General features: G+C 38.9%; 26 protein-coding genes. 9 read left to right on the forward strand and 17 right to left on the reverse strand.

The window, feature by feature from the left end; translation table 11 throughout:
- Positions 1-42: 42 nt before the first annotated feature.
- The gene (plsY, locus tag ACN6NB_RS08720; RefSeq protein WP_024425146.1) at positions 43-624 is read right to left on the reverse strand and encodes a glycerol-3-phosphate 1-O-acyltransferase PlsY; all 582 of its coding nucleotides are present in this window, start codon (positions 622-624) and stop codon (positions 43-45) included.
- Between the two features lie 154 nt (positions 625-778).
- On the opposite strand from plsY, the gene ACN6NB_RS08725 reads away from it, so the two are divergent.
- From ACN6NB_RS08725 to parC, 3 genes are all read left to right on the forward strand, one after another.
- Positions 779-1,192: a CoA-binding protein gene (locus tag ACN6NB_RS08725; RefSeq protein WP_039178937.1), complete on the forward strand. Its 414-nt coding sequence runs from the start codon at positions 779-781 to the stop codon at positions 1,190-1,192.
- Between the two features lie 417 nt (positions 1,193-1,609).
- Entirely contained in the window at positions 1,610-3,577 is a 1,968-nt protein-coding gene (gene parE, locus ACN6NB_RS08730; RefSeq protein ID WP_039178939.1) for a DNA topoisomerase IV subunit B, read from the forward strand.
- Positions 3,578-3,579: 2 nt separating this feature from the next.
- Entirely contained in the window at positions 3,580-6,018 is a 2,439-nt protein-coding gene (gene parC, locus ACN6NB_RS08735) for a DNA topoisomerase IV subunit A (RefSeq protein WP_059375377.1), read from the forward strand.
- A 54-nt stretch (positions 6,019-6,072) separates the two neighbouring features.
- Here parC and ACN6NB_RS08740 read toward each other — a convergent pair whose 3' ends face one another.
- The 4 genes from ACN6NB_RS08740 to ACN6NB_RS08755 form a co-directional block, all read right to left on the reverse strand.
- Complete coding sequence (locus ACN6NB_RS08740) at positions 6,073-6,198, reverse strand: hypothetical protein (protein ID WP_254966705.1); 126 nt, start codon at positions 6,196-6,198, stop codon at positions 6,073-6,075.
- Positions 6,199-6,241: 43 nt separating this feature from the next.
- The gene (locus ACN6NB_RS08745) at positions 6,242-6,577 is read right to left on the reverse strand and encodes a hypothetical protein (RefSeq protein ID WP_039178946.1); all 336 of its coding nucleotides are present in this window, start codon (positions 6,575-6,577) and stop codon (positions 6,242-6,244) included.
- A 194-nt stretch (positions 6,578-6,771) separates the two neighbouring features.
- Positions 6,772-7,944 (reverse strand): MFS transporter, encoded by a 1,173-nt coding sequence (locus ACN6NB_RS08750; protein WP_059375375.1) that lies wholly within the window; start codon positions 7,942-7,944, stop codon positions 6,772-6,774.
- Between the two features lie 606 nt (positions 7,945-8,550).
- The gene (locus ACN6NB_RS08755) at positions 8,551-9,132 is read right to left on the reverse strand and encodes an NAD(P)H-dependent oxidoreductase (RefSeq protein ID WP_144494777.1); all 582 of its coding nucleotides are present in this window, start codon (positions 9,130-9,132) and stop codon (positions 8,551-8,553) included.
- A gap of 122 nt (positions 9,133-9,254) precedes the next feature.
- Between ACN6NB_RS08755 and ACN6NB_RS08760 the strand changes: the two genes are divergently transcribed.
- Positions 9,255-9,596 carry a winged helix-turn-helix transcriptional regulator gene (locus ACN6NB_RS08760; RefSeq protein ID WP_126681907.1) on the forward strand — a complete coding sequence of 114 codons (342 nt, stop codon included), beginning with the start codon at positions 9,255-9,257 and terminating at the stop codon, positions 9,594-9,596.
- A 343-nt stretch (positions 9,597-9,939) separates the two neighbouring features.
- On the opposite strand, the gene ACN6NB_RS08765 is transcribed toward ACN6NB_RS08760, so the two are convergent.
- The 5 genes from ACN6NB_RS08765 to ACN6NB_RS08785 form a co-directional block, all read right to left on the reverse strand.
- The gene (locus ACN6NB_RS08765) at positions 9,940-11,043 is read right to left on the reverse strand and encodes a threonine synthase (RefSeq protein ID WP_144491264.1); all 1,104 of its coding nucleotides are present in this window, start codon (positions 11,041-11,043) and stop codon (positions 9,940-9,942) included.
- A 78-nt stretch (positions 11,044-11,121) separates the two neighbouring features.
- Positions 11,122-11,496, reverse strand: coding sequence for a RidA family protein (locus tag ACN6NB_RS08770; protein ID WP_041085166.1), 375 nt, complete (start codon positions 11,494-11,496; stop codon positions 11,122-11,124).
- Positions 11,493-12,161 (reverse strand): helix-turn-helix transcriptional regulator, encoded by a 669-nt coding sequence (locus tag ACN6NB_RS08775; protein ID WP_058838663.1) that lies wholly within the window; start codon positions 12,159-12,161, stop codon positions 11,493-11,495. The genes ACN6NB_RS08770 and ACN6NB_RS08775 overlap by 4 nt, the downstream gene beginning before the upstream one ends.
- 139 nt (positions 12,162-12,300) lie before the next feature.
- Positions 12,301-12,981: a TetR/AcrR family transcriptional regulator gene (locus ACN6NB_RS08780; protein WP_039178966.1), complete on the reverse strand. Its 681-nt coding sequence runs from the start codon at positions 12,979-12,981 to the stop codon at positions 12,301-12,303.
- A gap of 42 nt (positions 12,982-13,023) precedes the next feature.
- Entirely contained in the window at positions 13,024-14,193 is a 1,170-nt protein-coding gene (locus ACN6NB_RS08785; RefSeq protein ID WP_039178969.1) for an FAD-dependent oxidoreductase, read from the reverse strand.
- A 210-nt stretch (positions 14,194-14,403) separates the two neighbouring features.
- Here ACN6NB_RS08785 and ACN6NB_RS08790 point away from each other — a divergent pair, with 210 nt between their 5' ends.
- Complete coding sequence (locus ACN6NB_RS08790; RefSeq protein ID WP_058838661.1) at positions 14,404-14,592, forward strand: hypothetical protein; 189 nt, start codon at positions 14,404-14,406, stop codon at positions 14,590-14,592.
- A 72-nt stretch (positions 14,593-14,664) separates the two neighbouring features.
- Here the strand turns inward: ACN6NB_RS08790 and ACN6NB_RS08795 are convergent, their stop codons facing one another.
- The 3 genes from ACN6NB_RS08795 to ACN6NB_RS08805 all read right to left on the reverse strand — a co-directional run bounded on the left by ACN6NB_RS08795 (position 14,665) and on the right by ACN6NB_RS08805 (position 16,196).
- Positions 14,665-15,012, reverse strand: a complete 348-nt coding sequence (locus ACN6NB_RS08795; protein ID WP_039178975.1) for a DoxX family protein — start codon at positions 15,010-15,012, stop codon at positions 14,665-14,667.
- 117 nt (positions 15,013-15,129) lie between these two features.
- Complete coding sequence (locus tag ACN6NB_RS08800) at positions 15,130-15,555, reverse strand: MarR family winged helix-turn-helix transcriptional regulator (protein ID WP_041085171.1); 426 nt, start codon at positions 15,553-15,555, stop codon at positions 15,130-15,132.
- A 68-nt stretch (positions 15,556-15,623) separates the two neighbouring features.
- The gene (locus ACN6NB_RS08805; RefSeq protein ID WP_058838659.1) at positions 15,624-16,196 is read right to left on the reverse strand and encodes a TetR/AcrR family transcriptional regulator; all 573 of its coding nucleotides are present in this window, start codon (positions 16,194-16,196) and stop codon (positions 15,624-15,626) included.
- Positions 16,197-16,378: 182 nt separating this feature from the next.
- Here ACN6NB_RS08805 and ACN6NB_RS08810 point away from each other — a divergent pair, with 182 nt between their 5' ends.
- Positions 16,379-17,305: a DsbA family protein gene (locus ACN6NB_RS08810; protein ID WP_058838658.1), complete on the forward strand. Its 927-nt coding sequence runs from the start codon at positions 16,379-16,381 to the stop codon at positions 17,303-17,305.
- Between the two features lie 11 nt (positions 17,306-17,316).
- Positions 17,317-17,634 carry a monooxygenase gene (locus ACN6NB_RS08815; protein ID WP_099663307.1) on the forward strand — a complete coding sequence of 106 codons (318 nt, stop codon included), beginning with the start codon at positions 17,317-17,319 and terminating at the stop codon, positions 17,632-17,634.
- Between the two features lie 48 nt (positions 17,635-17,682).
- Here ACN6NB_RS08815 and ACN6NB_RS08820 read toward each other — a convergent pair whose 3' ends face one another.
- Positions 17,683-18,630 carry a carbon-nitrogen hydrolase family protein gene (locus ACN6NB_RS08820; protein ID WP_058838656.1) on the reverse strand — a complete coding sequence of 316 codons (948 nt, stop codon included), beginning with the start codon at positions 18,628-18,630 and terminating at the stop codon, positions 17,683-17,685.
- Between the two features lie 100 nt (positions 18,631-18,730).
- Between ACN6NB_RS08820 and ACN6NB_RS08825 the strand changes: the two genes are divergently transcribed.
- Positions 18,731-19,627: a LysR family transcriptional regulator gene (locus ACN6NB_RS08825; RefSeq protein ID WP_474253312.1), complete on the forward strand. Its 897-nt coding sequence runs from the start codon at positions 18,731-18,733 to the stop codon at positions 19,625-19,627.
- 340 nt (positions 19,628-19,967) lie between these two features.
- Complete coding sequence (locus ACN6NB_RS08830; RefSeq protein WP_144491267.1) at positions 19,968-20,735, forward strand: pentapeptide repeat-containing protein; 768 nt, start codon at positions 19,968-19,970, stop codon at positions 20,733-20,735.
- Positions 20,736-20,879: 144 nt separating this feature from the next.
- On the opposite strand, the gene ACN6NB_RS08835 is transcribed toward ACN6NB_RS08830, so the two are convergent.
- The 3 genes from ACN6NB_RS08835 to ACN6NB_RS08845 form a co-directional block, all read right to left on the reverse strand.
- Positions 20,880-21,152, reverse strand: coding sequence for a DUF2651 family protein (locus tag ACN6NB_RS08835; RefSeq protein WP_058838653.1), 273 nt, complete (start codon positions 21,150-21,152; stop codon positions 20,880-20,882).
- 219 nt (positions 21,153-21,371) lie between these two features.
- Positions 21,372-22,292, reverse strand: coding sequence for an alpha/beta hydrolase fold domain-containing protein (locus tag ACN6NB_RS08840; protein ID WP_126681916.1), 921 nt, complete (start codon positions 22,290-22,292; stop codon positions 21,372-21,374).
- Between the two features lie 29 nt (positions 22,293-22,321).
- Positions 22,322-22,723 carry a MerR family transcriptional regulator gene (locus tag ACN6NB_RS08845; RefSeq protein ID WP_039178999.1) on the reverse strand — a complete coding sequence of 134 codons (402 nt, stop codon included), beginning with the start codon at positions 22,721-22,723 and terminating at the stop codon, positions 22,322-22,324.
- Between the last annotated feature and the right edge of the window lie 77 nt (positions 22,724-22,800).

Consider the following 22,800-nt stretch of genomic DNA (forward strand, 5'->3'; position numbering starts at 1 on the left):
GCTTTTCTTTACTTTTACCACATATTTAAATGGATGAAACGGCTAGAGCCATTTGATTTTCGGTTCAGTTTTGTTGAGAATTCGTTTGAGGTTGGCGATGTGTCTGTAAATCACAAAGCCAGCAAGAACGGCAACAACAATGATTAAGAATAGGTCTTTGGTGAATATGCTGTAAATGAATGTATAGATCCCAGTCAGCATAGATGATAGTGAAACATATTTACTAATGTATAAAAATAAGAAAAAAGCAGCGATCATCGTGATAAATAGGAATGGGGCGTAAAATAGCAGCACACCGCCTGATGTAGCGACTGCCTTTCCCCCTTTAAATTTTGCAAAGACAGGAAAGCTGTGACCGATAACAGCAGCAACTCCTGCTAATAAGGGATGGATGTCCAGCTGCATGAAAAACGGTAAAGCTGAAGCAAGCGTCCCTTTTAGGATATCAGCAGTAATCACAATAGACCCTGCTTTTACGCCAAGTGTACGAAATGCATTCGTCGCACCCAGGTTTCCGCTGCCATGTTCACGGATATCGATACCCTTTGCAGCTTTCCCGACAATGAGACCGGATGGAATACTGCCGAGAAGATAAGCCAAAATAAACATCAAAGCAATTAACATCTGCATAACTCCTTTATATTCTCCCTCTTGTCTTACATTTTAACATGATCTTGTGAAAAACATGGGGAACTTTTTTTGAAAAAATCCAAAGCAGATGGATTCAGCTTTGTTTTTAAGCAGAAATTCGCTAAAATAGAGGAAAAGGAGTGTCTTGATGAACAATCCTACGAAAGAAGAAATCGGCCGTATATTAAAGAGCAGTAAACGAATTGCTGTTGTTGGATTATCAGATCAGCCGCACCGGACGTCTTATATGGTGTCTAAAGCGATGCAGGATGCCGGGTATGAGATTATCCCAGTGAATCCAACGATCGATGAAGCACTCGGTGTGAAAGCAGTCGCTTCTTTAAAAGACATAAAAGAGCCTGTTGATATCGTCAATGTCTTTAGACGTTCAGAGTTTTTGCCAGAGGTGGCAGAAGAGTTTCTCCAAATAGACGCACCTGTTTTTTGGGCGCAGCAAGGCATATATCACGATGAAGCGAAAAGGCTGATTGAGGAAAATGGCAAGGTCGCCATCATGGATTTATGTATCAAGGTGGCTCATGCGTTGACAAAAACTCATTAATTCGTCAAAAATCCTTGGTTTTTCAAGGATTTTTGCTTTTTTGTTGCAGAAATATATTTGCGATTCTAGAAGAAAGCGATAAAATAAGGCGACAGGGACATATCGGCGGCCTTGCATATCGAGAAAAAGAGCGATAAGATAAATATAGAACATTTGTTCTGTTTTGCTAAAACCATCATATGATTGCATTTGGCTTATGAAACAGTCTTGTTTATAATGGACTTCTAGTTCTGATTGCAGAATGTAGAATGATTCTCATAGCTGTGCAAAAGAGCATGTATTGGTCAATCCCACATGCATGGTGATGATGCAGCTTATTAAAGTGGACAGTAATGAGCAGCATGATCATCATTAAAATCTAGAGAGATCATTTGATGATTAGCCGGTTATGTTTGTTAGTGAAAGGGGATTAAGCATTTGGTTAAAAAGCAGCAAGTAGATTATAACGATGATTCTATTCAGGTGCTAGAGGGGCTTGAAGCGGTCCGTAAACGTCCAGGGATGTATATTGGATCTACGGATTCCCGCGGTCTTCATCACCTTGTCTATGAGATTGTAGACAACTCTGTCGATGAAGTGCTCGCTGGCCATGGAGATCATATCATTGTCAAAATACATAAAGATAACAGCATTTCCGTCCAAGATAAAGGGCGAGGAATGCCTACTGGTATGCATAAGCTTGGAAAACCGACACCTGAGATCATTTTAACGGTCCTGCACGCAGGCGGAAAATTTGGTCAAGGTGGATATAAAACAAGTGGTGGACTTCACGGAGTTGGGGCATCGGTTGTGAACGCGCTGTCAGAATGGCTTACTGTCACGATTGAACGGGACGGATTTATTTATCATCAGCGCTTTGAAAACGGCGGTAAACCTGTCACATCACTTGAAAAAGTCGGAAAATCGAAAAAAACGGGAACACTAATTCATTTTAAGCCGGACCCAACCATGTTCAGTGTTACGACCTATAATTTCGATACATTATCAGAGCGTTTAAGAGAATCTGCCTTTTTATTAAAAGGATTAAAAATAGAGCTGATCGATGAACGGCATGATGTACAAGAAACGTTTTATTATGAGACAGGCATTGAAGCCTTTGTTGCTTATCTAAATGAAGAAAAAGATGTTCTAAGTGAAGTCGTCTCATTTGAAGGAGAGCATCAGTCCATTGAAGTAGATTTTGCTTTTCAATTTAACGATGGCTACTCGGAGAATATCCTTTCCTTCGTCAATAACGTCAGAACAAAAGATGGCGGAACACATGAGTCTGGTGCCAAAACGGCCATGACGAGAGCCTTTAACGAATATGCACGCAAAGTGGCCCTTTTAAAAGAAAAAGACAAAAATTTAGAAGGCACTGATATTCGCGAAGGACTGTCTGCTATTATTTCTGTTAGAATTCCTGAAGAGCTGCTTCAATTTGAAGGGCAGACAAAAGGAAAGCTTGGGACAAGTGAGGCTCGTTCAGCTGTTGATGCTGTTATTTCTGAAAAACTTGCGTATTTCCTTGAAGAAAACCGGGAAACAGCCACTCTTCTTGTGAAAAAAGCGATTAAAGCGCAGCAGGCAAGAGAAGCTGCTAGAAAAGCCCGTGAAGAAGCGAGGAGCGGCAAGAAACGGAAAAAGTCTGAAGCAACGCTGAGCGGAAAATTAACACCTGCCCAATCTAGAAACCCAGCAAGAAACGAACTATATCTAGTAGAGGGTGACTCAGCGGGCGGGTCAGCTAAACAGGGACGTGACCGTAAATTCCAAGCGGTTCTGCCGCTGCGCGGAAAGGTCATCAATACTGAAAAAGCAAAGCTTGCTGATATTTTCAAAAACGAAGAAATCAACACCATTATTCATGCAATTGGTGGAGGCGTCGGTGTCGATTTTAATGTGGAAGACATCAATTATGACAAAATCGTCATCATGACAGATGCGGATACGGATGGAGCGCATATTCAAGTGCTTCTCTTAACATTCTTCTACCGCTATATGAAGCCGCTGATTGAGCATGGCAAAGTGTTTATTGCACTTCCGCCTTTATATAAAGTCAGCAAAGGCTCAGGGAAAAAAGAGATTATTGAGTACGCATGGTCTGATGAAGAAATGGATGACGTACTGAAGAAAGTTGGAAAAGGGTACACGATTCAGCGCTACAAAGGGTTAGGTGAAATGAATGCCGACCAGCTATGGGAAACGACAATGAATCCAGAATCGAGAACACTTGTCAGGGTCAAAATTGATGATGCTGCACGTGTGGAACGCCGCGTCACAACTTTAATGGGTGACAAAGTAGAACCACGCCGTAAATGGATTGAAAAGAATGTCGCCTTTGGACTTGATGAGGAAAGCAACATTCTTGAAAATGAAAACTTGTCGCTAGCTGAGGAGGTTTAAACATGGCACAACAAGAACGATTTCATGATTTACCATTAGAAGAAGTAATCGGCGACCGGTTTGGGCGCTATAGTAAATATATTATCCAAGACCGTGCGCTTCCAGATGCACGTGATGGTCTAAAACCCGTACAACGAAGAATTTTATATGCGATGTACGCAGAAGGAAATACGCAGGATAAAAACTTCCGTAAAGCCGCTAAAACAGTCGGTAACGTGATTGGTAACTACCATCCGCACGGGGACTCATCTGTTTATGAAGCGATGGTAAGAATGAGTCAGGAATGGAAAGTACGAAATGTGCTGATTGAGATGCACGGAAATAACGGGAGTATTGATGGAGATCCGCCTGCTGCCATGCGTTATACGGAAGCAAGACTGTCTGCCATTGCTTCGGAGCTTTTAAAGGACCTAGACAAGGAAACGGTCGAATTTGTTGCAAACTTTGATGATACAAGCAAAGAGCCAGTTGTATTACCAGCAATGTTCCCAAATCTTCTCGTGAATGGATCAACAGGGATTTCAGCTGGTTATGCGACAGATATCCCGCCGCATCATCTTGGAGAGGTCATTGATGGCGTCATTAAGCGAATTGAACAGCCGCATTGTACGGTTGAGGATTTAATGACAGTCATCAAAGGGCCGGATTTCCCAACGGGCGGTATCATTCAAGGTGTAGACGGTATTAAGAAAGCGTATGAAACAGGAAAAGGGAAGATCATGATTCGCGGAAAAGCGGAGATTGAAACCATCCGCGGCGGACGCCAGCAAATCGTGATCACAGAAATTCCTTACGAAGTGAATAAAGCCAACCTTGTCAAAAAGATGGACGAGTTTCGAATTGAAAGAAAAGTAGAAGGTATTTCAGAGGTCCGAGATGAAACAGACCGTACTGGGCTTCGAATCGTAGTAGAGCTGAAAAAAGAAGCAGATGCAAATGGTGTGCTGAATTTCTTATATAAAAACTCAGATCTGCAAATCCCGTATAACTTTAATATGGTAGCGATACATAATCGAAGACCTACCTTAATGACGCTCACAACTGTACTAGATGCATATATTGCCCATCAAAAAGAAGTGGTGACGAACCGCTCAGCGTACGAGCTTCGAAAAGCGAAGGAACGCCACCATATTGTCGACGGTTTAATTAAGGCACTTTCCATCTTAGATGAAGTCATTGCCACAATCCGCTCCTCTAATGATAAGCGAGATGCCAAGAACAACTTGATGGCGAAATATGATTTTACAGAAGCACAATCAGAAGCGATTGTTTCACTCCAGTTATATCGTTTAACGAATACAGATATTACGCAATTAAGAGACGAAGCAAGAGAGCTTGATGTGCGCATCGCAGAGCTTGAAGACATTTTAGCGAACGAGAAAAAGCTACTGAAGGTCATTACAAACAGCCTGAAAAAGCTCAAAAAGACATATGCTGATGAGAGAAGATCCGTCATTGAGGAAAAAATCGAAGAAATTAAGATTAACCTTGAAGTGATGATCGCATCAGAGGATGTTTACGTGACAGTCACGAAAGATGGTTACATTAAACGAACAAGCCAGCGCTCTTATGCTGCCTCTAACGGTAAAGACTTTGGCATGAAAGATACTGACCGTTTGATTCATCAGTTTGAAATGAATACAACGGATGTTCTTCTGCTGTTTACGAATAAAGGAAGCTACATTTATTGTCCTGTTCACCAGCTGCCAGATATACGCTGGAAAGACATGGGGCAGCATATTACAAACATCATTTCAATTGATCGCGAGGAATCAATCCAAAAAGCCATTCCAATAAAAGAATTTGATGAAACGTCATATCTTTTATTCTTTACGAAAGGTGGAATGGTGAAGAAAACAGAGCTTCTTCAATATAAAGCGCAGCGTTATTCGAAACCGCTTGTCGCCTTGAATCTAAAAGGTGACGATGAACTCGTAGATGTTCATGTCACAACAGGACAGCAGGAATTGTTTATTGCAACGAAAAATGGTTACGGTTTATGGTTTGATGAAGAAGAAGTAAGTGTTGTTGGACCGAGAGCGGCAGGTGTCAAAGGAATCAATTTGAAGGAAGGGGACGAGGTAGTCTCTGGCCAGATCATTGATCCGAAGAACGATGTCCTTGTGCTCACGACACAAAGAGGGGCTGTAAAGCGAATGAACCTCTCTGAATTTGATAAAACATCAAGAGCGAAACGCGGAGTTCTTATGCTGAGAGAGTTAAAGAAAAACCCGCACCGTATTGTGGCTGTGATCGCTGCAGCGCTGCACGATACACTTGAGATAGATACCGAAAAAGGCACAACAATTCCACTAGATATTTCTACTTTAAGAGCGAATGACCGCTATAGCAATGGGTCATTTATTGTAGATGAGGAAGAGCAGGGAGAAGTGACTCATGTCCTTCTGACTCCTGAACGTGCACCAGATGACAATAAATAAGCAAACGAAAACCCCCTGCGATTGGCAGGGGGGTTCTTTTTATATACAGGTCAATTAGCTCTCGTGGTTGCCAAACATGCTTGTAATGGCGTGCACTACTTCAATTCCTTGGTAAACGAAAAGAGAAAGTGAAGTGACAGAGAATAGACCTAGAATGAAAATTCTTAAGAAAAATAACATCGTGTAAAACCTCCCAATTTTTGTTTTGATTTAGATGGTTGGGTTAAACACGAGCTTGTCGGAAATAAGAAGATTGATAGAACACTGCAAGTAAATGCTTCTTTTTCCGGTCAAATCGATCAGTATGAGTGATGCGCGCAAATCCAGCTGTCATACTGCCAATAATCAGCAGTGCTGTAAATGCGGCAAATACTGCGCTCACATGTTTTTGTTTCTTTTCATCGCCCATTGTCTGGACGATTTTCATTTCATGTGATTCTTGATCGGCAACCACCTTCGCATGATGGTATACCTGAACGGAATGAGGCATTGAGAACAAATGAAAACTTGCAAGTGCTATACATAAAACACCTAATTTTAATAGCATATTTTTTTTCATTTTTCTCACCCCTTCCTGGTTATTTTCATGATCTTACCACGTTTTCAGTTATTTGAAAAGTCTTATTTTTTTACTTTCCCTCTTTAAAAAAACGATAAACATCAGGACATCTATAGGACTGTTTCACTTCATGAAAGGTTTCAATTTTATTTTTTAAATTTAAAAAAAGTGCCATGATCAAGGATCAGACACGTTTAGTGAGCTTGTAATGAATGTGGTTTTGCTACAGCTTTAGTAAAGATTCCTGCAATACATATGGCAAATAGAACAAAGATAAAGGCATGAAGCAGTCCAACTTGATTAGCAAGCAGCCCTAAAATAGGAGGGCCGGAAAGGGAGGCTGTGTAACCAGATAAGGTCACAATACTGACGCGTTTGACAGCGTACCGGCTATCATCGCCAGCTGCAGAAATGGTCAGCGGAAAGCCTAAAGATGCGCCAAGTCCCCATAAAAAGATCGATATCATACATACAACAAGTGAAATCTTTAAAATGACTAAGAATAGTCCGGCAGCTGCTGATAAAATGGCCACTCTTAGCAATAACACTCTGCCAAAGCGATCAATCAATCGTCCGCTGATCAGTCTGCCGCTAATCATGCCGCACAAAAACAAAGCATAGATGACCGTACTCATGGAATGTGAAACTTGATAGCCATCCACCATTGCAAGTGGAATCCAATCATTGGCCGAGCCTTCGACAAACGCAAGACATAAGGCAATCATCGCAAGAGATATCGTACGTTTGTTCAGCCATGCTGTTTGAGCAGGCTCAACTGTATCTGACTGCTTCTCATGCTGATCTTTTCCTGTCCCATGCGGGATAAACCGTGTACAAATCAATATGCTGAGGAAGAATAGAAGGGCAATAACGAGAAGGTGTATCAATACAGAAACCCCTAGATGGATAAAAAGAATACCAGCACCTGCTCCAATTAACGTCCCAATGCTAAAGGAAGCGTGCAATATAGGCAGAATGGTTTTCTTGATGCTGTACTCAATCTCTGTTCCTTCTAAGTTCATCGCTACATTACACATGCCAGAGCCTGCTCCAAAAAGAAAAAGACCAGAAGTGACGACAAAGATAGAAGAGAGCGTGGAACCAATGGCAAGAGTAGTGAATCCAAGGAACATCAAAAAAGCACTGATCACAATCGCCAATCGGCCGCCTTTTTTGCGGACGAATACATTTGAAAGAACAAGCCCAACAATTGAGCCAACAGATAAACCGAGTAAAATAAGTCCCATTGTTCCTGTGTTTGCTTGTAATAAATCTCTAACTTCCGGTGTCCGCGAAAACCATGTAGAAATGGAGATTCCAGACATCGTAAAGATCACAATAATTGCTTTATACCACTTTAATTCCATCTAATCCCTCACATTTAAAGATATATATGTTATTGAACAAATCTACTCGATTATAAATGAGACTTGCTGATTCGTAAATAACAGGAGGGAGGAACGTAATGAAAAAATGTTAGTCAAAAGAAATTTCTATTGGTGAGAGGTGAAATTGATGGATACACAATGATTAATGAGCATGTTTCAAGTGTAATGTTGGACTAGATGTTTTGACATATTAGAACGAAAAAAGCATTGATTTGGTAAACACACAATCGAACATCAACTGGAGCTATAATGAACGCTTGATACAAAGCTCATAGCATCTGGCGTTGTTGTGACAAAAACGTTGCAGCGAAATGTTTATGGCCATGAAATCGTCAGAATATCATCAAAGCATTTAGATGAATCAATTTAAAATTGATTTTTTCTTTTTTGTCTCAATAAGATAAGTATACTTAGTTTTGAGACAAAGGAAATTCGTTTGTTGTTTAACTTCCTAGAATATATATTATGTAAACTAATAAATGAGAATACATCGATCGATATTTAATTTCACAACCTCTACCACCTTTTCAATAAATTAGATTGGTCGTAAAGGTTGTGCCTTTCCTTATTGGCTGCAACAGTTAATTAAATACTTTGGGCTATTTCGTTTAAAAATACTTTCCTCTTTTCATCTGTTGTTAAGTTAACTCTCGAAAAATGAATCCATTGGGTGTCTTCATTTTTAAGTCCCAAGTCAGCAAGAGTTCTGTTAATAAAAACGCCTTGAATTGCATTCCCGCCTTCAGATTCTATATAATCCTTATCTGTTGTAGATGTTGAGATCACAGTTGTTTTTTTAATATTTGTCAATAAACCTTTTAAAGCCCCAGTGTTTTTATCTTCTAAGAATGCGAAACCTCTTAACATGACTTTATCAATAAATCCTTTTAAAATTGCAGGTAAATCCCACCACCAGACAGGAAATATAAATATTAATTCAGTTGCCTGACTTAATTTCTTTTGATAATCCTTAACTAATTGATAAGGTGTTTCGCCTTTAATAAAATACTTCAATTCTTCAGCTGAAAAAACGGGATTAAACCCATCTTTATATAAATCGATCACTTGAAATGGTTCTCTCTTTGTTTCTAGATTTTCTGTAATGGAGGTTAAAATGGCATGATTATAGCTTCCGTCCCAAGGATGTGCATAGACAATCGTTTTCATTATTCATTCACCCTTTTTTGTTATTTTCATCATATTTTGATGTACATTCATTTTATTGTATGCTATAACGTACTACAAGTACGGTAATTAAAGTGCGATACTAACCTAAAGGAGAGTGTGAAATGACGAAAGAATCCTTTCCAGCTAATGTTGACCTAAAAGAAACTGGATTTGGGTACACTTTATCTTTAATTGGTGGGAAATATAAGATGACGGTACTGTATGCTTTATATGCAAACAATGGTCCTATTCGCTATAATCAGTTAAAACGAATGCTCGGGACTATCTCTTTTAAAACATTAACCAATACACTAAAAGAACTTGAAGCGGATCAATTAATTAATCGTAAAGAATATCCTCAAGTGCCTCCAAAAGTAGAATATAGTTTATCGGAAAAGGGATTATCATTGATACCTGTATTAGATGCAATTTGTTATTGGGGAGAAGAACAAATGAAAAAATAGTTAGAAGTTGAGTGAAATTGTACTTTTGGGCAAAAGAGATTGTGCATTCAGGCAAGAAAAAGAGCATCTCTCTTGAGATACTCTTAGAATGATAATGAAACAACTATTTTTCGACCTCTTCCTATATAAATCCCAATACCTCATTTTGTTCATGCGCTAGTTCCATACCTTCTGCTAGATAGAGAGCGTTCATTTTATCTATGTCATCATCTACTAGCCAATGGCGGATCAGTTGACGCAATCTCGCAGCAACGGTCTGACAAACCTCTGGTGATAAGTAACTATCAGAATCGGATTGTTCCAGCAATGGGATGATGTCATCTTTCAAGTTGTATTCTACGGGTTATTTTGACTTAATCCCTGCCCCGCAAAGAGGTATGACGATGGTTTCTTTTGATTCCTTTTTATATTTCAAGTAGCCGGCAAAATTGACTGCAGATGTCACTTCCACATAAAATCCTTTTTCACTTAGTTTAGAGCGTGCATTCAATATTTCATTTTCTTCAATATCTATAAATGTACCATTGGTATCTTGTACAGCTTCTAGAATTTGTTTGGAGCGCGCCGGGGCAGCGATGGCTATCCCTTCTGCTAAGGTCCCTGTATTCGTAACAAGCGATGCTGATTCCTCCCCGTTTTGATAAGCTTTCACAAGAGGTGCACAGTTTTTCGCTTGTATGGCAATGATTTTCGGTGTTTTATGAATCAAACCATTTTCAAATAACTCTTTAAAGCCATAATATGCTCCTAGAAGGAGAGTGCCGTTTCCAACCGGAATGATTACAGCATCTGGTGCTCCTTTTATTTGTTCATAGATTTCATATGCGTATGTTTTTGTTCCCTCAAAAAAATAAGGATGATACACATGGCTTGCATAAAAAACGTTTTCGTCGTCTACTGCTTTTTGGGCTGCAGCGGCAATGTCCTCGCGTGTACCACGAATTTCTTTAATCGTTGCTCCATGGGCTTTTATTTGAGCGACCTTTTTAGGTGAAGTTTCATCGCTTAAATAGATGTCACATGCAATCTCGCAACGAGCTGCATAAGCGGCAATCGCTGTTCCTGCATTCCCGCTGCTATCCGCAATGACTTTTGATACCCCTAATTCCTTTGCCTTTGTCATTAAAACGGCAGCTCCTCGATCTTTAAAGGAGAGTGTAGGCATCATATAGTCAACTTTTACATAAGTATTTGGCTCATTCGGATCTAAAAGGATTAACGGAGTTTGACCTTCACCCATTGTCACAGATTCCCAAGTCTTAGAACCCTTTGAAAATGGCATGGTTTCTACATAACGCCATAATGAGTTTGGATAGTGATCCCAAGCCGCTATATCTATTTTAGGGGTATCTTTCACCAGGTTTAATACTCCGTTACAATCACATTTCCATAGAGTTGGTGTCATCTCATACTTTTTCCCGCAATCGTTACAAATCAATTGATTCATCGATCATCATCCCCTTCGAATAAGAATAATTTTTTATACGAATTATACTTTTTTATATATCATAAGCAAAAAAATATTCTAAATATAAGAAATAGCATCAATTTCAATTTTGAAACCGAAATGTAATTCATTCGTTGGTACAACAGTACGTGCTGGTTGGTGTTCACCGAAAAATTCAGTGTAAACCGCATCTACCTTGTCCCATAGTTCAATATCAGAAATGTATAATGTCATACGCAAAATTTTTTCTTTTTTACTTCCAGCCGCTTCTACAATCATCTCGACATTTTTAAGCGCTTGTAATGTCTCTTCTTCAATGGGGCCGAATTCTTTTTCTCTCGTTTCAGGATTGATGGCAAATTGTCCTGAAACATAGACCGTGTTTTGATGAATGGTTGCGAATGCATAGTGTCCGTTGGCTTTTAGATTCCCTACCTCAAGGATGCTTTTCATTTCTTTTCTCCTTCATTCGCTTTATGTTTGATCTCATCCAAATAGCTATAGACGGTGACTTTAGAAATACCTAACATAGATGCGACCTTCTCAACAGATCCTTTCATTAAAAAAATACCCTTTTCATCCATGAACCTTATTAATTCAATTTTTTCATGGCGTTTCATGACTGGGTGAACACTATTTTGAATGATCTGTTGAATCAATTGATCTACGATTTCTTCCACATTTTCAAGATCATCATTTGTTGTTGTTGTTTCATTCTCTTGAACTTCAACTTTTGTAGAAAGAAAAGTATCCATAAATTGCTGCATTTGATTCAATGCTTCAACATCAAAATTGATACAGAATGCACCAATCACCTTTTGCTCGGAATCACGAATTAATGAAGTCGAAGAACGAATGGTACGGTTGTCTTCGGTTTTAAATGTATACCCAGCGAGATAATCTTCTTTAAAATCTTCTGATTGTAAAACAGTCTTTACCAAATGATCAAATGATTGACCAATTTTTCTTCCCGTCACATGATGATTGACTGTAAACATGACAGATGCTTGAGGGTTCGTTAAATCATGAATCACGACTTCACAATTTGGTCCAAACATTTTTGCAGTAGATTTTGCTAAAGGAATATAGCTCTGTAATAAATTCTTTATATGTTCCATGCCTAAGCACCTCATTTGTTTATTCCACTAGATTATATAATTTTTTATATGCAAAAACAATATATAGATTTTTTTATACGTTTTGAAAAAGTGGAGAAAATATAAAAAAGCAGCCTTTGACTGCTTTTTTTGCTCCTTTCTAATTGATTTTTTGCTGGATCCCTGACAAAATGACGTCAATTCCCCACCTGAACCGTTCCAGTGATACGGTATCACCTGCAAACATTTCTTTTTTCAGGCTATGGATAAAAGGAAACCGCGTTTTGTCTGCATCATGAAATGTTTTTTTTGTATCTGAAATTTGCGAAGAGCCTTGTTTCTTCCAAGAGACCTTTTCGTATGCTACGGAAGATACGTATAACAGTAACAGGTCTACTCCCCATGCAGCGGATGTAGATTTGATTCCGCCTTCATGCAGTGCAGCGAGAAGATGTTCGGTCAACTGTAAAAAGTTCGTTCCTTGCGGGATGGTGGAAAGAGAAATTTCAGCAAGACCTGGCTTTTCGTATAGCAGCAGGAAATAAGTATGCAATATGTCAAATAACTGTTCTTTCCATGTGCCACCCGCTGAATTTGGATAAACCATTTGGCCGAGACCATAATCTAATACGTAAGCACTTAGTTCTTGAAAATTGTTCACGTAGACATACAAGGATGCAGGTCCTGTATCTAATGCTTTAGCCACCTTACGCATACTCATGCCCTCTAACCCTTGCTCCTTAAGAAGGTCAAAGGCAGTTTTCACAATGAGTTCACGGCTTAAAGGCTCTTTAGCCGGCTGAGACCGACGACTGATAATACGACGATTTGAATTGTTCATACTCTCTTTATAACATGTCAAAGTCAAATAGTAAATTGAGCATCAATCTCCGTTTTCTTGAAAAGAATTCATCATATCTGCAAGCTTGACCGCAGCATTTTTTGAAAAACACAGTTTTAAACTTTTTTCTGATTCATGAGCTTTCTCCGATGAATATTCGTACATCATGTCTTCGTATTCTTCTATAGCCTTTTCGATATGATGAGGATTTCGGACAATCGCAAGTGCGAGTTCCATTGCATCAAACATCGCCATGTTTACGCCCTCCCCTGCGAATGGTGACATGACATGAGCTGCATCACCGATAAGCGTTACTCCTTTATGGCGGTTCCATTTAAAACCGACAGGAAGCGTATAAATCCGTCTTGGAATGATGGCATCTTCTGCATAACGAATATAATTTTTCAGCTGATCGTCCCAATCACTAAATAACTCTAATAATTGTTCTTTTGCTTCTTTCGCTTGATGAAAAGGAATACCACAAGCCTCAATCCAGTTACGTTCTACCATAAGGCTTGCATACACTTTTATTCGTCCATCCCCGTTTAACTGACCAATCAGTCCTTTATGGTCTGCTAAAGCAAACATCTTCCCGCGTTTATTAAATGCAGCTAAATCAGGGTGATTCACCTCTACGTTGAGGATATTCAGTTCCAGCATCGTGAGTCCGGCGTATTCAATATCAATATCTGTTAACAGAGGACGCACACGAGAAAAAGCACCATCTGCTCCAATTAAAAGATCAACTGTCTCGACAACTCCGTTTTCAAAATGAAGCTCCGTCATGCCGTTTTCTAGTGAAACGCAACTTTCTAGTTTATAACCATATTTGATGTTCTCAGCATCAATTTGATCTAACAGCAGTTCGCACAAAACACCACGGTCAATTTCTGGGCGGGTGCCTTTTTGATCTGGTTCCGTTTCTTCATCTAAATAAATTTTTCCTGACTTATCAAGTAATCGGAAATCTTCTCCTTCATAGCGGGCGTTCCTTTGAAATTCCTCATAAATTCCCGCTTCTTTTAAAGCTTTTTGGCCTGTTTCTTCGTGAATATCCAGTGAGCCCCCTCTTTCAAGACTCTTGTCATGCACCTCTCGTTCATAGATGGTTGTTTGTATACCGTAATTTTGCAGTATTAAGGCGAGCGTTAACCCCCCAGGTCCTCCTCCAATGATAGCGATTTGCTTTTGATCCTTAGATAATGCCGTCATCGTATGCATCTCCTCTTCTTTATGAAAATCGTTTAAAGTCACATCTCATTTATATTATAACGAACACCGTTCGTTAAGAACAGTGTTCGTTTAAAAAAGTTTATTTTACGAGTGCTTTAATGAAAAGAAAGCACTCGCCCGTCACTATATGATACACTCCAAATATGATTCTTTTCGATTGTTTTCATTATGAGTGTAAGAGGTGTTTCGATGAATAAATTACTAGCAATGTTGATATTAGGATTGAGCTTTAGTGGTGCCGCTCTCATTCTTTCTGTCCCTTTGTTATTCAAGTCCAAACTAGAACAAGCTGAGCTCGTGTTTGCTGCTGGATCAGCGGGCGCTTTTGCAGTATTTGCTGTCTCATGCTTAGTTCTTCGAAAACAATTCAATCGCTAAAAAACCTAAACATCATCCACCATTAGAATAGTGGAGATTTGTTTAGGTTTTGTGACTTACCTTGATATGAACTTAAAGAATGTGGTACAAGCTGATCCCAATACTGAGAGCGAATAACACAAGTGCCGGGATTGCTTTTTTAAAGGGATCTTTGGCCAATACGATCAGAGTAAGTGCAGCTGCCAGCATCGTGCCTCCTAACAATAAGCCTGATAATATTGCGATTGTTGGCATCCATATGCCAATTAGCATTCCAGCTGCGCCTATGAGCTCAAAGGCTCCGGTTAAAACATTAAAAAAAGCAGGTAAACCAAATCGTTTGAACTCTTCTGCCATTTTCCCTGATATAATTTTCGATCCTGTTACAAAAAAGAAAGCAGCCAATATCATTTGCAGAATAAGTATGAAAATCGTGATCACATCTTTCTAAGTTATTTGACTGAAACACTCAAGTCCAAATGGACAAAATTTCAGCTGATACAATTTATATGTCATAGCATATATCGGACATAAACAGTTCGTTACAGATTAGACATTTCAAGATTCATAGTGTGAATGAAATAATTTGTTTAGAAGTAATTTTAATTGTTGAATCTCTTCATCGTTTAATTGCTTTGTCACCGTTTGATGTGCATCCATGACGACAGGAAGAATGGCCTTTTTGACCTCGTCCCCTTTTTCCGTTAAAAGCAGGTGATGTGAGCGCCTGTCTTGTTCATTATAGATCTTTTTGACAAGCCCTTTTCGTTCCATAGACTGGATCATTCTGACGACAGTGGTTTGATTTTTATCAATTCCTTCTGCCAATTCTTTTTGAGTTGTCCCCTTTTCACTACTCAGGATGCTAATAATACTCCATTGTTCAGGCGTGACGCCATAAGGCTTTAACCTGTTCGTAAAATAATTTGTCATTTTGAGATCGGTACGATGAACGAGATAACCTATTAAATCTTGTAAATCCATATAAACACCCTCTATGAAATTTATATGCTATAGCATTTATATTAGTGGAGCATTTGAAAATTGTCAAATCATCCATCTGCTTGCTTAAAATCAATCCCTGACAAGATATATGGCACTGCTGATTTGATAAACTCCTCTGAGGATAAGTGCGAACTATTTTTTCTCCACTCAACAGAAGCTCCGTGAATTCCCCAACTTAAAAAAACAGCTGTGACCTTCAGAATTTGCTTTTCGACATTTGTATATTGATTGATTAACAATTGATAAAAAATAATTTCAAGCTGCTCCCTCACAATAGGAGCAAGTTCAGTTTCATATTCTACTTGGCAGCGGTTATGCAGAGATTGTTGGAAATTCGTTAGTGCTTTAAAAATATTGATAATCGTATCTTCATCTAGTTTACGATGATTGAAATTTATACTTTCTAAATTAATCGATAATACTTCTGATAGTGTTTTATCCAGCAAATCGTATTTATCCTCAAAATGATAATAAAACGTCGCGCGGTTGATCATGGCTTCTGCCGTGACATCTTTGATCGTAATATCCTTAAATTCCTTTTTCGATGAAAGTTTAATAAATGACTCCATGATTAACTTACGCGTTCTTAGGACCCGAGGGTCTGTCTTTGGCTGTGGCATCTTATCCCTCCTCCTTTTTCAACACATCTATCAATCTGTTGGATAAACAACAAATTGAAGAAATTATTGGTGTTGGTCTCACTCATTGTGTCTTAAGATTTAATTGTAAAGTAAATCATTGCTTGATTCAAACAAACTGATAGGGAATAGCGTTCCTACAAAATTTAAGGAGGTAAATGAAATTGAAAAACAATGAGATGTTTTGTGATATAGAAACAGGTGTATGTGGTGTAGGTGAAGAAGAGGATATTCAGGTCATTGATTTTCAGCAACCTAAAAAAACAATAACGCTCTATTATGTAACAGATCCGATTTGTTCGCATTGCTGGGCAATTGAACCTGTGCTGCGTCGATTTAAAGAGCAATATGGACATTATTTTCATTTCCAGACTGTGTTGGGTGGACTGTTAGAGAAATGGCATGGCGGTCCAATTGATCCTGCAAACGGAATTTACAAACCTGCTGATGTGGCTGGTCACTGGAGAGAGGTTGGTGAACATTCCCGCATGCCAATTGATGGGTCCTTAATGATTGACAATCCTGTTCAATCTTCCTACCCGCCCTCTCGCGTGTTCAAAGTAATTCAAAAACATCATGATGATGCACTAGCCTATACTTTTTTACGCCGTGCGAGAGAAGCGCTATTTGCATTCAATCAAAATATATCGGATATCACGGTGTTAATTGACATCGTCAACGATCTTGGACTTAACGGAGAAGTGATTGTACATGAAGCGGAGCTGCCAAGCGGCCAGGAATTATTAAATCAAGATTTTACTCTAGTTCGAGACCTTGGTGCTCGAGGTTTCCCAACGATCATCTTCGTCAACGAAGAAAATAAAGGAGTCAAAATCACGGGTGGCCGCTCATTTGAAGTCTATGTTGAAGGATTAAAGCAAGCTTTAAACACTGAAGAACTTGAACCGAAAAAACGCCCAGCTGTTTCTACCCTGCTCGAAAAAGAAAAACTTCTATTTTCTAAAGAAATTGAAGTGATGTACGATGTTGACCAATCAGATGTACGGTCTTTTATGAAGAAAGAACTTCCGCAGCAGCAGTATCAAATGAAAGAAGTGCTGGGGGAACTGTATTTTACAACTTCAACATAAGGAGAATGACGATGGCACATTTATTACAGGTGGATTTTAAGATGAAAGGCCCTTTCGGCGATGAAATGGCAAAAGAGTTTGCTGATTTAGCGAAAAGTATAAATGAGGAAGACGGATTCATATGGAAAATATGGACGGAGAATCCGGAGAAGAATGAGGCTGGCGGAATCTACTTATTCGAAACAAAAGAAGCAGCTGAAAACTATCTTGAGATGCATTCTAAAAGAATCACTAGCTTTGGAATAACAGACATCAACGCTAAAATCTTTAACATAAATGCTCCTCTTACTCATATCACAAAAGGTCCATTAAAAACTCATCAAGGTTGACACACGAAAAAAAGAGCGGCTGATGGCTGCTCTTTTTTTCGTGTGATTTCATCGATTCATCCACTTTACATTTTCTTTTTTCTCTTCATTGACGACAAGTTGGAAGATATCAGGTCTTGAATAATGCCCCACTACATCGAAGTCGAATTGACTAGAAGAAATATCACGCAAATCAAGATCTGCCAGCAGTATCTCTTCCTGCCCATAGACAGGTTCTTTTATATATTCGCCTAAAGGACCGACTATTGCACTCCCCCCTCGGCACATCTCATCAGGAGAAGATGCTAATTCATCATAGCAGGCTAAATCTTTAGGATACATCTCTTTATTCACATATTGATTACAAGATAGAACGAAGCATCGGCCTTCTGCGGCAATATGGCGAATCGTAGATTGCCATAGTTCCCTGGAATCTGCCGTAGGGGCTATATAGATTTGGACGCCTTTTGCATACATCGCTGCTCTAGCTAATGGCATATAGTTTTCCCAGCAAATTAAAGCGCCTATTTTACCGTACGGTGTATCGAAAACCGGCAGTGTGCTGCCATCCCCCTCTCCCCATATGAGTCGCTCGGAACCTGTCGGCTTTAGTTTACGGTGCTTTCCAAGTAAGGTTCCATCTGGTCCGAAAAACAATACGGAACAATATAAAGTCCCGCGACTTGATTCGTCATCTCTTTCAATGACACCGATGACGAGGTAGACACCAGCTTTGCGGGCTGCTTCTCCTAATCTGTCAGTCGTTCTACTTGGAACTGGAACTGAATTTTCTAAGTAACGAAGCCAGTCCTTTCTTCCTTCTGGAGAACGGCTTCCTACTGTGGCGCCAAAAGCTAGTCCTCTTGGATAAGCTGGTATAAAAGCTTCAGGAAACACAACAATATTGGCTCCTTTTTCTCCGGCCTCAAGTGTTAACGAAATGGCTTTTTCAGTACTTGCTTCTTTATCCATAATGACAGAAGCAGCTTGAACAACAGCAACTTTACATGTAGACATCTTAACCCCTCCTTAATCAAAGTGTAAAAATAAATATTTATAATGTACAATATATAATGATCATAATAAGTATGCCTATTTGGAATAATGGGAGGATAACATGAACATACGGGACTTTGAAATATTTAAAACGATTGCGGATTGTGGAAGTTTTTCAAGAGCAAGTGAAAAGCTTTTTATCGCCCAGCCTTCCCTCTCTAAAACCATTCAAAAATTAGAGAAAAAACTGGGTGTCATCCTTTTCGATCGGTCAAATCGAATTTTCAAGTTAACGGATGAAGGACAGCTTGTATATGAAAAAGCGATTGCGGTACTGCAGCAAATGAATGAATTGCAAATGGAGCTGGGTGATACCGACACGCATATTCGCGGCCATTTAAAGATCGGTCTGCCGCAAATAATTGGTACCTTTTTCTTTTCGAAAGTGGCAAAAGCTTTTACTCAAAAGCATCCAGATGTGACGCTCGAAATGATTGAGGAGGGCGGCTTACATGTAGAAAAACTCGTTGAGAAAGGCGAAGTAGATGCGGCCTTTATTGTCATACCTGCCCAAAGTCATGAATTAGAAGAACAACTCATTTTTGAAGCGCCGTTTGTGGCTTGTTTACCAAAAAATCACGCTTTAAAAGATGAACAACAGCTCTCGCTTGAACAGCTTAAAGAGGATAACTGGATATTGTTTGATTCTTCATTTGCGTTAAGTCAAGTGATTTTAGAAAGCTGCCGTAAGGAACATTTTGTTCCCGATGTCGCGTACAGCACAACACAATGGGATTTGCTTTTGACATTAGTTCGTGATGAATTAGGAGTTGCGATCATTCCAAGTCCTTTAACGGACATGTATAAAGAGGACATTTGTGTAAAACCAATTAGTAGTCAATATATTCCCTGGAAAATTGGCATTGTCGTGAAGAAAGGTCGATATAAAACACGTGCTTTGAAGGCTTTTTTAAAAATCGTCACGGATATATACTATGGAGAAACAAAAAAAGCCTAATTCTCAAGGCTTTTTTCATTTTAGATCACTTTCTGCTCGTTTTCTTAATTAAGTCCACGCCATCGTATGATAGACTTTCTGTGTGCGTCCGGCAGTATAACCGCCGATTGGTTCTGGGAATGCGTCATATCTTTTCATTCTTTTGTCCCCCTTATGATTTAAAGTGAGTGTGAAAGACACATTGCAAGATAAGCGCTCTCAAAATGATGACCGCTCTCTTTATGTTTCGAGCTTTATGATATAATAACTTGTCAATGCCAGCCGTTTAGTGAAACAGAAATGAACTTTTGGAAGGTATTCATCCTTGTAAAAGATTCTGAAGAAATGATAGGTGATCACAATGAGAAGGCTTGAGTCTGGTATGTCAGTAGACAATGAAATATTTTCTGATATTGTCAGGTATGAACACGAAACGATAAGCGGATCGACGATTAGCAACTCGAATGTTCATTCACCTATATTTTGGAGCTGTCAGCTGCGTCATCTTGTATTTAATACGTGTGATCTGACGAATGCGAGATTTTTTGCAGGTAGTACGATTGAGCATTGTACTTTTATTCGTTCCGATTTGCGCTCTGTTGGGATTGCTAAAGGCGAGGCTGTTTTTACGAATTGCGAATTTTCCTCCTGTGATATGGGAGGAATGACATTGGAGAATGCTGTGTTTATCAACTGTACATTTTATCAATGTAGGTTTAATGACCGCATTTTACAAGCAGCGAATATTGTTCATTGCACTTTTACAGGTAAGCTAGTGGATATAACGTTTGAGGGAAATGGTAAACAAAAGCTGATCGCCAACTTTGAAAACTGCATTCTTGACGGTGTTCGCTTTACAGGCTGTGACCTGTCGCAATGTATTCCGCCAGCTTCCAAAAACCATCTATATGTTGAAAAGGTCTCCGCGCGTGTCAAACAGGCATTGCTGAAGATAAATCATGACCCTCACCTTTCTGACGAGGATCGGAAAGTACTAGTACGCAGCATGCGCAAGCTTGAGCATATGGAACAATATATTTTTAACACGGCGCATATGGAGAAAATACATGGGGCTGATTATGTGGAGCGATTTTTCAGTTATCTGGAATGTAACGAAGAGAACGCTTGATGCGTCCCTCTTCCTGCTAAGTTTAGGTCGTACATCAACTTCGAGTATATTTGAGTGGAATCAGTTCCCCTATTTTCACTTTGACTAGTTCGCCATGTATTTCTATATGGAAAAAGCTGATTTTTGTGAATATCAGCTTTTTCGTTATGCTCTTTTATAGCGGGCATACATATAGCGAATGATTTTTGTGATGACAGAGGTACACATGCATAAAAAGGTCATCAACACGACCCAATACATATTTGACATGTCAAACCCAGTATAGGCAAATATGAAAATAGTGGAGATGGCAAATGTGATAATAAGAACGATATAAACTCGCTTAAAGATGCAGTAGCCAACAATCCCCCAAATCAAAGATAACAAAGGCAATGTAAATAAGATCAGCGCCATAGGATGAAGAAAGAAAACACTCATCATGTCACTCTCCTTTATGAACGGGTGAAGAACCGAATATGTATCATATTAATAGGAAATTCGTGCGTTGTAAACAAAAATTGGAATTTAAGGAATTTTTAATCTGAGGTGAATTGACAATCTAAATGTATTTCATGTTGAATGGAAAAAGACTGCTTTCAGTAAGCAGCCTATTTTTTCGAATATTTAAGTCAGAGCATTTTGATGTGTGAAAAAGACCTAACTATTTATCACCTGAATGATTTTTTCCTGAGCATCTTGTGCCTCAGGGATTGGCATGACGACAAACACATGCAGCATTTCTGGATAAACAAAGGTTTTCATGTTAATTCCTTGTTCTGTCAGCTTTTCATCAAGCTTTAGTGCATCTGGATATAAAATATCATGTGTTCCAATAAAATGAGTGATCTTCCCAAGACCATGAAAGTCTCCGTGAATTGGACTGATTAATGGGTCAGTTACCTTTTTATCTGCTGCCCACATTTTTGTAATGACATCTATTCCTTCTGGCGCTAGAATGGGATCTTTATCGGCATATTCAGATATAAGAGGATTGCTTAAACTCATATCAACACATGCAGATAATAAAATAATATCCTTCGGCTGTGGCAGACTTTCCATCTTTAAGAGATGCGCCAGGCCAAGTGAGATATTTCCGCCCGCTGAATCTCCCATAATCGTTAATTGATCGGTACTCTCAACCGTTTTTAGTATTTCTTTATATAGATTTAAGATTTTTGGATAAGTATCTTGGTAGCTATAATGAGGTAATTTAGGATATATAGGAGCGACCACTTTGGCATTAAGGGATTGAGCCATTTTATCCATGTACCACCAATGGAAATTAAGAGGCTGGTTTACCCAAGCGCCACCATGTATATAGAGAATCACCTTTTGCTTTTTCGACATTTGGTCATTCAATGTGAAAACCTGCATTCCTTCGAAAATTTGCTCCTTTATTTCACTCACTAATTTTACATCGTCTCCGATTGCATAAGGCTTCATATTTTCTATTTGAGATAGAAAGTTTTTGGTTTTTTCGACACTAGCAAAACTCTCTTTATTACTTTGGGACGTGAATAATGTTTCAAATTGAATACTTTCTTCAGAACGTTCTCCGTTAAAAATTTCGACACTCATTGTATTTTCTCTCCTTTAAGCAGATATGTTTATTCGTCATCCTCATTCATCACACGAAATGATTTGAGATACACTTGTACTTCTTTCTCAGGAGTCTTTAATAAGTTAGATAAAAGGTCTTGAATGAGGCGCAGGCTTTTGATTTTCTTTTCAATTTCTTCATGTTTATGTTTTACAATTCTTTTTAAAGTATCTAGTTCTATGTCTTGACTCAGCATTTCCAATATTTCTTTTATTTCCTTTAGTGAATAACCTAATGACTTGGCATCTTTGATCAATTGAATTTTCACAATATAATCTTCTGTGTATAGTCTATAACCGTTCGAACGGCGTCTCGGGACAGGTAAAATGTTGTGTTCTTCATAGTAACGAATTGCGGCAGGGCTTATTCCAGTTTGTTTGGCCAGTTCACCTCTAGTCATCAACTCCATTGTTACTCCTTTTTTGTGATTTTGTTTTACTATAATTACATTATAAAGGTTGAACTATACTTCAAGGTCAAGAGATG

The organism is Bacillus sp. 11B20 (genome assembly GCF_056098985.1).